The following is a 12365-nucleotide window of genomic DNA, read 5'->3' as shown; positions in this document are numbered from 1 at the left end:
GTGCGCCGACCCATGCCTAACGACCGGGTGCGGCGCCCACACCAACCCCGCGTGAACAGATCGCCCCGGGCCGCTGGCGGCTGGCCGCTTTGGATCCGGGATCCAACGTCCCGGATCCAACGTCCCGGATCCAACGTCCTGGATCCAACATCCGGGATCCAACATCCGGGATCCAACGTCCTGGATGTTGGATCCACGACCCTCGTCACCCGCGCCCCAACGCCCCCGCCACCAGCCGGATCCCCGCCGCGATCGCCGAAGGGCCCAGGTGCGCGTACCCGATGACGAGCCGTACGTCCCCGTCCGCCGGCCGGTCCGTTCCGTACTCCTCCAGGGAACGCAGCGCCACCCCGGCCTCCGCGGCCCGTGCCAGGAACCGCTCCGGCGGTCCGAACCCGGCCGGTACGCGCGCGATGACGTGGAGTCCGGCGGCGATGCCGCTGACCCGGGTGCCGGGCAGGTGTTGCGCGAGGGCGGTGAGGAGCGCGTCCCGCCGTTCCCGGTAGGCGCGTTGGCAGCGGCGCAGCTGCCGGTCGTACGCGCCGCGCGTCACGAACTCCGCGAGGACGGCCTGGTCGAGTACGGGATTGCCGAGGTCCATGGTCCGCTTGCGTTCGACGACCTCGTCGAGCAGCGCCTCCGGGACGAGCAGCCAGCCGAGCCGCAGGCCCGGGGCAAGGGACTTGCTGACCGAGCCCGTATAGGCGACCCGCTCGGGGTCGAGTCCCTGGAGCGCGCCGACGGGGGCGCGGTCGTAGCGGAAGTCGCCGTCGTAGTCGTCCTCCAGGACGTACCCGTCCACCGCGCGCGCCCAGTCGAGGAGTGCGGCCCGGCGCTCCGCCGACCAGCTGATCCCGGACGGGAACTGGTGCGAGGGCGTCACGACCACCGCCCGTACGCCGGAGTCGGCGAGCGGCCCCGGGCGTAGACCCTCCTCGTCCAGCGGCAGCCACACCGTGTCCAGGCCGGCCGATGCGAACAGCTGTTCGTGCTCGGGGCTGCCGGGGTCCTCGATGCCGACCCGGCCGTGTCCACGCGCGCGCAGGACGAAGCCGAGCAGGGTCGACGCCTGCGCCACGCCCGAACAGACCACGAGCCGCTCGCGATCGGCCACCACGCCCCGCCGCCGTGCCAGCAGCGCGGCGAGGGCCTCGCGCAGTTCGGGGAGCCCGCGCGGGTCCGGGTAGCCGAGCGCCGGGTGGGGGAGCCGTGTCAGCACGGACCGCTGTGCCGCCGCCCAGGCGCTCCGCGGGAACAGCGACAGGTCGGGCGTCCCCGGACGGAAGTCCACCCGGACCCCGGGCGTCCCGGCGGCCGGGTCGCGGGCCCCTCGCGCGGCCGCCCGGGCCGCGCCGCCCACCCAGGTTCCCGCGCCCCGGTCGCTCCGCAGGTAGCCCTCGGCCGTCAGCTGTTCGTACGCCTCGGTGACGAGGCCCCGCGAGACGCCGAGGTCGGCCGCGAGCGCGCGGGTCGACGGCAGGCGCGTCCCGGCCGCGAGCCGCCCCGACCGCACGGCCTCCCGCAGGGCCTCCTGCAGTGCCCGCCCCCGCCGCCGCGGCGGAGCGCCGGCGGCCGGCAGCAACAGCTCCCAGGCCGCCTGCCCCTGGCTCCTCATGTCATCCGGCCCTTCTCGCCGTCCCGGCTGGGTGGTTCACCGATCCATCCCGGTGCCGATCCACCCCGTCGGACCCATGATGCCGAGGTCGCCCCCGGTCAGTGACGCACGTCCAGGGACAGGTGTGCGGACAGCGCGCGGAGGAAGTCGGGCGCGTCGAACATCTCGCCGGCGGAGGCCACGCCCGTCGTCCGGGTCAGGCCCGTCAGGATGCGGTGGACCGCCTCCACCGCGAGCGGTGCGGTGACGGCGTAGATGTCCTGGCCGACGGCGACGGCCCGGCGTTCCGTGCCGCCGGATCGCACGACGACGTCCACCAGGAAGGTCTGCGCGGACCGGCCGCGCTCGTCGACCGGGGTCGGTGCCGACGGGGCCGGCGCCGTCAGGTCCTGGGCCGCGTCGACCGCCATGTACGTGCGTACCTCGGGTACTGCCAGGTGGCTGGGGACGGTCACGACGTCGGCCATGGTGAACTCGCCGATGACGGGCCGGTTGCCCAGGGGCGCGGGGAAGGGCCACTCCACGACGGAGAGTGCGTCGTCGTGGTATTCGAGCCGGCCGCCGGTGTGGCGGACGTGCCGGCCGCCCCGCCGCTCCCGGGAGACCCTGCCCGCCGCGAGGGTTCCCGCCGTGGGGTGCCAGCTGCTGAGCCCGTATGCGACGTGCACTTCGTCGGCCGTCGTCCAGTCGCCCATGGCCGTGGTGGCCAGGAGGTCGCCGAGGCCGCCGTAGAAGGCCATCGCGGGGACGATCGCGGTCCCCGCGGCGCGGGCCAGGTTCCTGAAGCGCGCGAAGGTGTCGGCGTTGGCCTCGATCTCGGCCGCCACGTCGACGTACGGGATCCCGGCGCGCAGCGCGGCCTCGATCACCGGGGCGCCGGTCACGGCGAACGGCCCGGCGCAGTTGACGACGGCCGCCGCGCCCGCGAGTGCGCGGTCGAGCGAGGCGGGGTCGTCGACGGACGCCGGGCGGACGTCGAGCCCGTCGTGGGACGCGGCGAGCGCCCGCAACTTGTCCGCGTCGCGGCCGGAGAGCACCGGGAGGAACCCGCGCTCCAGCAGCTCCGCCACCACGAAGCGCCCGGTGTGACCGTAGGCACCGAACACCGCGACCGTCCGACCCGTTTCCATGACTTCTCCCGTCGTTCCCTGTCGTCGAAACTTCAACTACTGCCATCCTGTCGGCCGTTGCGAGCGACCGCGAGTGTCCGGAACGACATGCCCCGTACAATTCCGGACATGGGTACGCTCGCGCTGGCCGTCACCGACGGCATGCTGCACTTCGAACTCTCCCTCGCCCACGAGGTGTTCGGCTCCGCCCCGGACGCGGTCGCCGTCCCCTGGTACGACATGACCGTCTGCGGGCCCGGCTCCGTGCGGGTCGAGCGGTTCCGCCTGGAACCCGACCACGGGCTCGACCGACTCCCGTACGCGGACACGGTGATCGTCCCCGGCTGGGCCGACATCGACCGGGAACCGCCCGCCGACCTCGTCGACGCCGTACGCGCGGCCCACGAGGCAGGCGCGCGCGTGGCCTCCCTGTGCACGGGCGCGTTCGTCCTGGCCGCCGCCGGCCTGCTCGACGGCCGCCGTGCCACCACGCACTGGGCGCACACCGAGGCCCTGGCCGAGCGGTACCCCCGGGTGGAGGTCGACCCGGACGTGCTCTATGTCGACAACGGCACCGTGCTCACCTCGGCCGGAAAGGCCGCCGCGATGGACCTCTGCCTGCACCTCGTCCGCCTCGACCACGGATCGGCGATCGCCAACACGGTCGCCCGCCGCCTGGTCGTTCCCCCGCACCGGGACGGCGGCCAGGCCCAGTTCGTCACCGCCCCCGTGCCCAACCGCGAGGACCACCCGCTCACCGAGCTGCTGCCCTGGGCGGTCGCACGGCTCGACCGGCCGCTGACCGTCGAGGACCTGGCCCGCCGGGCGCGGATGAGCTCGCGCCACCTGGGCCGCCACTTCCGGGCGGCGACCGGCACCACCCCGCTGCAATGGCTGCTCACCCAGCGCATCCGCCGCGCCCAGGAACTCCTCGAAGCCACCGACGACAGCGTCGACGCCATCGCGGAGGCCACCGGCATGGGCACCGCCACGACGCTGCGCCGGCACTTCAACCGCACCGTCGGCGTGCCCCCGGACGCCTACCGCCGCACCTTCCGCCTGCGGGCCCGCCCCGGACCCGGCGAAGTGGTCCCCGATGGCGCGACGGAAGTGGACCTCAACCCGGACCGCATCGCTCCCTAGCGTCGGAGGCATGAACGCGAACGCCCTGCGCGGGGTCCTCCTGGTGACCCTCGCCTACGCCCTCGTCGGCGCCTCCTTCACCGCCAACAGCCTGCTCGGCGCCTACCCGTACGCGGGTGGACAGGCCCTTCGGTACGGCGCCGCCTGCCTGCTCCTCCTCCCGCTGCTCGGCCGTGGCGGGCTCGCCCCGCTGCGGCTCCTGACCGCCCGGCACGGGCTGCGGCTCGCCGCGCTCGCGGCCGTCGGCATGGTCGGCTTCAACCTCGCCGTCCTCGCCGCCGAACGGACAGCGGAGCCGGCCGTCCCCGGCGTCCTCGTCGGCTGCGCCCCGGTCGTCGTCGCCGTGCTCGTCCCGCTGACCGAGGGCCGCAGGCCCGCCCCCGCCGTGCTGTACGGGGCGCTGCTCGTCGCCGCCGGCGCCTTCACCGTGCAGGGCTGGGGCCGGACGGACCCGGCCGGGATCGGCTGGTCCGCGGCGGCGCTCGCGGGTGAGGTGGGCTTCACCGTGCTGGCCGTCCCGGTGCTCCGGATCCTCGGACCGAAACTCCTGACCGCCGCCGTGTGCGGGATCGGCGCGGTCGAGGCGGCGCTCCTCGGCCTGGTCGCGGACGGCGCCGGGTTCGTGCGGATGCCGACGGTCGTGGAGGCGGGGGCCCTGGTCTGGCAGGCGGCCCTCGCCACGGTCGTCGGATTCGTCCTCTTCTACATGGGCGTCCAGCGCGTCGGCATGGAGAGGGCCACTCTCTATACCGGGGCCATCCCGATCGCCGCAGCCCTGACCGCCGCTCTCGTCGGAGACGCCGCCTTCGGCCTCCCGCAGGCCACCGGCAGCCTCCTCGTGGGCGCCGGAGCCGCCCTGGGCACGGGCCTGTTCACACGCGCGCCCCAGCCCGTCTCAGCGGCTGCCGTCCAGGATCACGCGCGCGACGAGGGCCGGGTCGTCGTTCATCGGCACGTGCCCGCAGCCGGGGAGCCGGACCAGACGCGCGGCGGGCAGGACCTGCTTGGCGCGGATGCCCTGACGGCGCAGCAGCAGCCGGTCGCGGCTGCCCCAGGCGACGGTCACGGGGACCGAGGGGACGACCTCGCGGAAGAGGGCCGTACGGCCCGAGGCGAGCGTCTGGTGGAAGCCGGTGGCCTCGCGCAGGGCGAGCGTCTCGGCGACGACGGCCTCGGGTGAGCGGCGGCCGGGGCGCGCGTAGATGGTGCTGGTGAGCACGGTGCGCCCGGCGGCCGAGCGGGAGAGGCGTTCGATCAGCGGCACGGGCAGCGCCAGGGCGGCGCCGCGCATGGCCCGCAGGGTCCCGAAGGCGTACCGCCGCTCGCCCTCCGACCAGAAGCCGGCGGGGGAGAGGGCGGTGACCGAGCGCACCCGTTCCTCCCGGCCGAGCTCCAGGGCGAGCAGTCCGCCCAGCGAGTTCCCCGCCACGTGCGGCCGCTCGAAGCCGACGGCCCCGCAGAAGGCGCCGAGCACGGGGACGACGGTGGACAGGTCGTACGGGACGCCCTCGGGCAGCCCGTCGGAGGCCCCGAAACCGGGGAGGTCGACGGCGATGACCTCGCGTTCGGCGGCGAGCACGTCGAGTACGGGCTCCCAGGCCTGCCAGTGGTGCCCGATGCCGTGGAGCAGCAGCAGGGGCTCGCCCGCGCCCCGCCGCTCGTACGTCAGGGACGTGGTGCGGGGACCCGCCGGGGTCTCGATCGTGAACGCGATCCGTGCGGGCATGCGGGCCCCTCGCTTCCTCGTGCAACCGCCTCGTGAGGCTTCCTTGCGAACACCGGACACGTCCAGCCTTTTAGACGTCTCGTCAGCAAGAATTACCGCTCAGTAGCCAGGAGTTCAAGACGGGAGCCGGAAACTGGACAGGACCGGTGACGTGGGCTGGGATGGGCACGTGCTCACCGACACCGACCACCTGACCGAACTCTTCGAGGAGCATCGCCCGATGCTCCTCGGCGTCGCCTACCGGATGCTCGGCCGCACCGCCGACGCCGAGGACGTCGTCCAGGAGGCCTGGCTGCGCTGGACCGCCGCTGACCGGGCCGCCGTCCGCGAGCCGCGCGCCTTCCTCGTACGCATCACCACGCGCCTCGCCATCGACAGGCTCCGCCAGGCGCAGGCCCGCCGCGAGTCCTACGTCGGCCCCTGGCTGCCCGAACCCCTCGTCACCGACTTCGGCCCCGCCACCCCCGACAGCGCCGAGCGCGCGTTGCTCGCCGACTCCGTCTCGCTCGCCCTCCTCGTCGTGCTCGAATCCCTCTCCCCGCTGGAGCGGGCCGTCTTCGTGCTCCGCGAGGCCTTCGGCTTCCCGTACGGGGAGATCGCCACCGCCCTCGACCGCTCCGAGGCGGCCGTACGCCAGCTCGCCGGACGCGCCCGGCGCCATGTCGACGAGGGCAGGCCGCGCTACGACGTCGACCCGGCCGAGCGCCGCGACCTCACCGAGCGCTTCCTCTCCGCCGCGGCGGGCGGCGATCTCGGCGAGCTCCTCGCGCTCCTCGCCCCCGACGTCCGGCTGGTCGGCGACAGCGGCGGCAAGTCCAAGGCGCCGCTCCGGATCATCGAGAGCGCCGACAAGGTCGGCCGCTTCCTCTTCGCCGTCGCCCGGGACGCGTGGGCCGGGTTCGAGGCGCGCTTCGTGGAGCTCAACGGCGCCCCCGCGGTGCTCGTCCTCGCCGACGGGAAGCCCGACACGGTCTTCCAAATCGAGATGTGCGACGGACTCGTCCAGTGCGTCCACATCATCCGCAACCCCGACAAGCTCCGGGGCCTCGCCGACGCCTGACCGAGATCGCGCCAGTCGGCCGGAACTCGCCCCGCCTCCCCTCCCGGGATGCGGGGCTCTTTGCTGCGCGGGGCTCACCAAGGTGCGAACGTCCTGTGAACGATCTAGGTCAGAGGGTCACATTCGGGGGCGTTCGACGGAGGATTGGTCTTGACCAAGGGGGTGGCTCGCCTTATGGTCGCAGAGTTAGTGCAGGAACCTTTAATAAACAAGGGCGCGGAAAAACGCCGCGGGACACGGCGAATTTGCGGAGGATCAGGGTGGGGACCACGCAGCTGGCATCGGTACCGGAACCGAAGTACCAGCACCTCAAGACAGTGATCGGCGAAGCGCTCGACTCGGACTTCGCGGTCGGGGAGATCCTGCCCAACGAGCGTGAGCTCGCGGCCCGCTTCGGCGTCGCCCGCGCGACGCTCCGCCAGGCCCTGGAGCAGCTGGAGCTGGAAGGGCGCCTGCAGCGCCGCCGCGGCGTCGGCACGACCGTCGCCCCGCCGCGCGTCGGCGTCGACGTCTCCACCACCCAGCACGTCTGGCCCGGTGTCGGTGACGACGCCTGGCAGCCCCAGGACTCCGCCGCCGACGTGGCCCCGGCCGCCGTCGCGCGCGTCCTGGAGACCGCCGCCGACGAGCAGGTGCACGTCGTCCGCCGCCTCCGGATCAGCCAGGGCCAGCCGGTCGCCGCCGAGCTGCTCTACGTGCCGGCGGGCTCCGTCTCCGGCCTCAGCGCCATCGACGCGCCCGCGGGCCCCGCCCGCGCCCGCGCCGTGCTCCGCGAGCTCCAGCACCTCGCCCTCGACGGCCAGGACCGCTCCGTGGAGCTCGGCTCCGCCCGCGCCGACGACGCCAAGGAGCTCGACCGGCTGCCGGGCGCGCCCGTCCTCGTCGTGACGACCCGCTACCTCTCCGCCGGGCGCCCGGCCGCCGTCTCGGTGGCCACCTACCGCGCCGACACCTGCCGCCTCACCTTCGGCGACTCGGCCGACCTGGTCATGGCCTCGTGACACCGCACGAGTAACTCGCCACGAGTAATACGAGTAGCACCGCACGAGCACCGGCCCGTCGCAGGCTCCCCGAAAAGGGGGAGCTAGCGGCGGGCCGTCACCGTGCCGTCGACGGCGAAGAGCTGCTCCTCGACGTGGTCGAGGGCGAGCCGGAGGGCACCCGTGCCCACGGCGGCCTCGCCGAGCAGGGACAGCACCACCCGCGGCGGCCGCAGGCAGAACCGCGCCAGTTCCTCGCGGAGCGGCTGGAGCACCCCGTCGAGACCGGCCGCCCAGCCTCCGACGACCACCAGCTCGGGGTCGATGGCGAGGACCAGGGCCGCCACGTCGTGCACGAGCCGCTGGATGAACCGCTGCACCGCCGCCTCCGCGCGCGCGTCGCCCTTGCGGGCCAGCGCGAAGACCTCCGCGACCGCCTGCTCGTCCAGCGGATGCAGCGGCTCGTCCGTGGTCGACAGGAGATGCTCGGGGGTGACGCCCCGGCCGAGGAGGTGCAGGGCGCCGATCTCCCCGGCCGCCCCGCCGAAGCCCCGGTGCAGCCGGCCGCCGATCAGCGAGCCGGCGCCGGGGCTCAGCCCCGCGAGGACGAACACGATGTCGTCGGAGTCGGTCGCGGCACCCTTCCAGTGCTCGGCGACGGCCGCCGCGTTGGCGTCGTTCTCCACGATCACCGGGCAGCGGAAGGAGCGCCTCAGCCGGTCGCCGAGCGCGAGGCCCGTCCAGCCGGGCAGCGCCGTGCCGAGGCGCACGGTCCCGTCGGCCTCGACGATGCCGGGAGTGCCGACGCCGACCGCCCGCAGGTTGGACCGGGCGACCCCGGCCCTGCGCAGCACGTCGGCCACGACCGTACGCACCCGGTCCAGGCGCTCGTCCTCGGGCGCCGTCTCCGACACCTCGCGGGACCCGGCGCCGATGATCCGCCCGTCCAGACCGGAGAGCAGGGCGGCCACGCGGTGCGGGCCGATCTCGATGCCGAGCAGATGACCGGCCTCCGCGCGGAAGCGGAACCTCCGTGCCGGACGGCCCTGCCGCCGGGCCTCGCCCTCCTCGGGCGCCGACTCGACGACGAGACCGCCCTCCATGAGGCCCTCGACGACCCCCTCGACCGTGGGCCGCGACAGGCCCGTGATCCGGGTCAGATCCGTGAGCGTGGGCGCGTCGGCGCCGCGCAGCGCATGGAGTACCACCGCGGAGTTGATCCGCCGCAGCAGAGACGGATCCCCGCCGGTCAGCCGCCCCACAGTGTTTCCTCCCAGCTCGTGCGCCTCTCCGGCGGATGGTACTCAATGGGCCGGGATGCGGCGAGTGCCGCCCCCGCGGCGGCCCGGGGCGGACCGCGTCCCGCCTCCTGACGGAACGCCAACTGTCAGTGGCGGCCGCTTTACTGGACCCATGACCACGGCACAGCACCTGGCGACGATCGACTTACTCCGCACCCGCGCCTTCCCGGCGCGACCGGAGCGGTCCGGACGCGTCGAGAGCGGTCCGGGCTTCCACGTGGCGGAGCTCGCCACGAGCGAGGACTTCTGGGAGGACGACGGCACCCGCAGTGTGCTCGTCGAGGAGCAGTACGAGGCGGAGCGGGACGGACTCGCCGCCCTGTTCACCGTCCGCTGGGGCCCGCCGCAGGTGCTGAGCCTGTGGTACGTCCTGGAGCGGAGCCTGGACGACGAGGAGATGCCCGAGCCGTGGGCCGCGCTCAGCTGCCACACCCCGGACCTGCGGCTGTGGCGGGCGGACGGACGGTGGATAGGCCTCGGCGTCTCCCAGTGGGACAAGGAGCTGCCGTACCAGCTCCTCGCCGTGATCACCGAGGTCGACCCGCCCTAGGGGGTGTCCTCGGCCGCCGCCCGCAGCCGGGCGAACTCCTCGGCCATCGTCGCCGCCGTCCAGTGGGCGTTGAGCCCGCTCGGATTGGGCAGCGCCCAGATCCGGGTGGAGCCGATCACCCGCTCCTGCGGCCCGATCGCCGCCTTCGGCTCCCCGAAGGCCGTGCGGTACGCCGTGACGCCGACGACCGCCAGCCAGCGCGGCTCAAGGCGTTCCACCTTCTCCACGAGGAGCCGGCCGCCCTCGCGGTACTCCTCGCGGCTCAGCTCGTCGGCCCGCGCGGTGGGCCGGGCGACGACGTTGGTGATGCCGAGCCCGTACGAGAGGAGCTCGTCCTGCTCGTCGGGGCGCAGCAGTCGCGGCGTGAACCCGGACAGGTGCAGCACCGGCCAGAAGCGGTTGCCGGGGCGGGCGAAGTGGTGGCCCGTCGCCGCCGTCATCAGACCCGGGTTGATCCCGCAGAAGAGCACGGAAAGGCCGCCCGCCACCACGTCGGGAACGACGCGGTCGCGAGCGGCCTCCAGCTCCTGCTGGGTGAACCGGGGAGTCCGGGTCAGAGGATCGCGCCGGGGGCGTAGGCGGCGGCCTCCGGGTGCTGCTTGAGGATCTCCTCGATACGGGAGACCACGGACGCGACCTGGTCGGCGGCGGCACCCGTGAAGGACAGCTTGTCCGCCATCAGCTCGTCGAGCTGCGCCCGGTCCAGGGGGATGCGCTCGTCGGCGGCCAGCTTGTCGAGGAGCTCGTTGCGCTCGGCGCCCTGCTCGCGCATGGCGAGGGCGGAGGCGACGGCGTTCTCCTTGATGGCCTCGTGGGCGACCTCGCGGCCCACGCCGGCGCGGACGGCGCCCATGAGGACCTTGGTCGTCGCCAGGAACGGCAGGTAGCGGTCGAGCTCGCGGGCGACGACGGCCGGGAAGGCGCCGAACTCGTCGAGCACGGTGAGGAAGGTCTCCAGGAGGCCGTCGAGCGCGAAGAAGGCGTCCGGCAGAGCGACCCGGCGGACCACGGAGCAGGACACGTCGCCCTCGTTCCACTGGTCGCCCGCCAGCTCACCGGTCATCGACGCGTAGCCGCGCAGGATGACCATGAGGCCGTTGACGCGCTCGCAGGAGCGGGTGTTCATCTTGTGCGGCATCGCCGAGGAGCCGACCTGGCCGGGCTTGAAGCCCTCCGTCACCAGCTCGTGGCCCGCCATCAGGCGGATCGTCTTGGCGATCGACGACGGGGCGGCGGCCAGCTGCACCAGCGAGGTGACCACGTCGTAGTCGAGCGAGCGCGGGTAGACCTGGCCGACCGAGGTGAAGGCGTGCGCGAAGCCGAGGTGACCGGCGATCCGCTGCTCAAGGTCGGCGAGCTTGCCGGCGTCGCCGCCGAGCAGGTCCAGCATGTCCTGCGCGGTGCCGACCGGGCCCTTGATGCCGCGCAGCGGGTAGCGGCCGAGGAGCTCCTCCAGGCGGGCGTACGCCACGAGCAGCTCGTCCGCCGCCGTCGCGAAACGCTTGCCGAGGGTGGTCGCCTGGGCGGCGACGTTGTGCGAGCGGCCGGCCATGACCAGCTCCGCGTACTCGGCGGAGAGCTTGCCGAGCCGGGCGAGGACGGCGACCGTACGGTCCCGCATCAGCTCCAGGGAGAGCCGGATCTGCAGCTGCTCGACGTTCTCGGTGAGGTCGCGCGAGGTCATGCCCTTGTGGACGTGCTCGTGGCCGGCGAGGGCGTTGAACTCCTCGATCCGGGCCTTCACGTCGTGCCGGGTGACCTTCTCGCGCTCGGCGATGGAGCCGAGGTCGACCTGGTCGAGAACGCGCTCGTAGTCGGCGAGGGCGGCGTCCGGAACCTCGATCCCGAGGTCCTTCTGCGCACGCAGCACGGCGAGCCACAGCTGACGCTCCAGCTTCACCTTCTGCTCGGGGGACCAGAGGACGGCGAGCTCCGCGGAGGCGTAGCGGCCGGCCAGAACGTTGGGGATGCGGGGCTTCGGAGTCACAGCAGTCACGTGCACAGAGTTTACTGGTGGTTTCTGCAGGCCAGCGCCAGGGTCCCGTGTGGAGCTTGCTACGAGACGCAGCTCACTCGGACGCGTACGGCAGCAGCTCGGGGCGCTTGGGGGCGCGGCCGTCCCCCGAGGAACGGCCGGTCAGGCGCCGTCCGATCCACGGGCCGAGGTGCTCCTTGGCGAAACGGGCGTCCGCGATCCGGCGGTTCACCCAGCCGGGCCGTACGGCCGGGGGCAGCGGTGCGCGCCAGTCCGCCTCGGGCGCCAGGCCCAGCGTCTGCCACACGGCCTCGGCGACCCGCCCGTGCCCTTCGGCCGTCAGGTGGAGCCGGTCCACGTCCCACAGCCGGGGGTCGCCGAGCGACGGGGCGCCGTACAGGTCGACGACCAGCGCGCCGTGCTCGGCCGCGAGCGTGTCGATGTGGGCGAACAGCTCCTCCATCCGGGGGCGGAAGCGCTCCATGACGGGGCCGTTGCGGCCGGGGCTGCGCATGAGGACCAGCTGCCCGCAGGAGGGGGCGAGGCGTTCCACCGCCTCGGTCAGCAGGTCCCGCACCCGGACCATGTCGACCTTGGGCCGCAGCGTGTCGTTGAGCCCGCCGACCAGGGTCACCACATCGGCCTTCATGCCCGCGGCCAGGCCGACCTGCTCGTCGACGATCTGCCCGATGAGCTTGCCGCGGACGGCGAGGTTCGCGTAGCGGAAGCCGGGGGAGCGGGTGGCGAGACGGCCGGCGAGGACGTCGGCCCAGCCGCGGTAGGAGCCGTCGGGGGTGAGGTCCGACATGCCTTCGGTGAAGCTGTCTCCGACGGCGACGAGACTGTTGTACGTGGCGTTGATCTCCATGGCGGAGCGATCATACCGTGCGGTATGGCCCGCACCGC

The 12365-nt window shown here is 73.7% G+C and carries 11 protein-coding genes; 4 read left to right on the top strand and 7 right to left on the bottom strand.

The features are described from left to right. Positions 1–205 precede the first annotated feature (205 nt). On the bottom strand, positions 206–1615 hold the full coding sequence (gene pdxR, locus ACZ7HT_RS10865; RefSeq protein WP_471162813.1) for a MocR-like pyridoxine biosynthesis transcription factor PdxR: 1410 nt from the start codon (positions 1613–1615) through the stop codon (positions 206–208). A gap of 98 nt (positions 1616–1713) precedes the next feature. Beyond that, on the bottom strand, positions 1714–2745 hold the full coding sequence (locus tag ACZ7HT_RS10860) for a saccharopine dehydrogenase family protein (RefSeq protein ID WP_471162811.1): 1032 nt from the start codon (positions 2743–2745) through the stop codon (positions 1714–1716). 108 nt (positions 2746–2853) lie between these two features. Here ACZ7HT_RS10860 and ACZ7HT_RS10855 point away from each other — a divergent pair, with 108 nt between their 5' ends. After that, positions 2854–3867: a helix-turn-helix domain-containing protein gene (locus ACZ7HT_RS10855; RefSeq protein WP_471162808.1), complete on the top strand. Its 1014-nt coding sequence runs from the start codon at positions 2854–2856 to the stop codon at positions 3865–3867. An 895-nt stretch (positions 3868–4762) separates the two neighbouring features. Here the strand turns inward: ACZ7HT_RS10855 and ACZ7HT_RS10850 are convergent. Then, positions 4763–5593, bottom strand: a complete 831-nt coding sequence (locus tag ACZ7HT_RS10850; protein WP_471162805.1) for an alpha/beta fold hydrolase — start codon at positions 5591–5593, stop codon at positions 4763–4765. A 169-nt stretch (positions 5594–5762) separates the two neighbouring features. Between ACZ7HT_RS10850 and ACZ7HT_RS10845 the strand changes: the two genes are divergently transcribed. Beyond that, positions 5763–6653, top strand: a complete 891-nt coding sequence (locus ACZ7HT_RS10845) for an RNA polymerase sigma-70 factor (protein ID WP_471162803.1) — start codon at positions 5763–5765, stop codon at positions 6651–6653. A 260-nt stretch (positions 6654–6913) separates the two neighbouring features. Beyond that, the gene (locus ACZ7HT_RS10840) at positions 6914–7654 is read left to right on the top strand and encodes a GntR family transcriptional regulator (protein WP_471162800.1); all 741 of its coding nucleotides are present in this window, start codon (positions 6914–6916) and stop codon (positions 7652–7654) included. An 83-nt stretch (positions 7655–7737) separates the two neighbouring features. On the opposite strand, the gene ACZ7HT_RS10835 is transcribed toward ACZ7HT_RS10840, so the two are convergent. Beyond that, positions 7738–8895: an ROK family transcriptional regulator gene (locus ACZ7HT_RS10835; protein ID WP_116162224.1), complete on the bottom strand. Its 1158-nt coding sequence runs from the start codon at positions 8893–8895 to the stop codon at positions 7738–7740. Positions 8896–9046: 151 nt separating this feature from the next. On the opposite strand from ACZ7HT_RS10835, the gene ACZ7HT_RS10830 reads away from it, so the two are divergent. Beyond that, complete coding sequence (locus ACZ7HT_RS10830) at positions 9047–9484, top strand: hypothetical protein (RefSeq protein WP_471162796.1); 438 nt, start codon at positions 9047–9049, stop codon at positions 9482–9484. Here the strand turns inward: ACZ7HT_RS10830 and mug are convergent. The 3 genes from mug to ACZ7HT_RS10815 all read right to left on the bottom strand — a co-directional run bounded on the left by mug (position 9481) and on the right by ACZ7HT_RS10815 (position 12327). Then, positions 9481–9975 carry a G/U mismatch-specific DNA glycosylase gene (gene mug / locus ACZ7HT_RS10825; protein ID WP_471162793.1) on the bottom strand — a complete coding sequence of 165 codons (495 nt, stop codon included), beginning with the start codon at positions 9973–9975 and terminating at the stop codon, positions 9481–9483. The two genes, ACZ7HT_RS10830 and mug, sit on opposite strands and share 4 nt — an antisense overlap. Before the next feature lie 62 nt (positions 9976–10037). After that, on the bottom strand, positions 10038–11471 hold the full coding sequence (gene purB / locus ACZ7HT_RS10820; RefSeq protein ID WP_471163107.1) for an adenylosuccinate lyase: 1434 nt from the start codon (positions 11469–11471) through the stop codon (positions 10038–10040). Positions 11472–11553: 82 nt separating this feature from the next. After that, complete coding sequence (locus ACZ7HT_RS10815; protein WP_471162790.1) at positions 11554–12327, bottom strand: SGNH/GDSL hydrolase family protein; 774 nt, start codon at positions 12325–12327, stop codon at positions 11554–11556. Positions 12328–12365: the final 38 nt, after the last annotated feature.

Source organism: Streptomyces sp. NPDC037410, from assembly GCF_055602235.1.
This window is presented reverse-complemented; position numbering and strand designations above follow the sequence as displayed.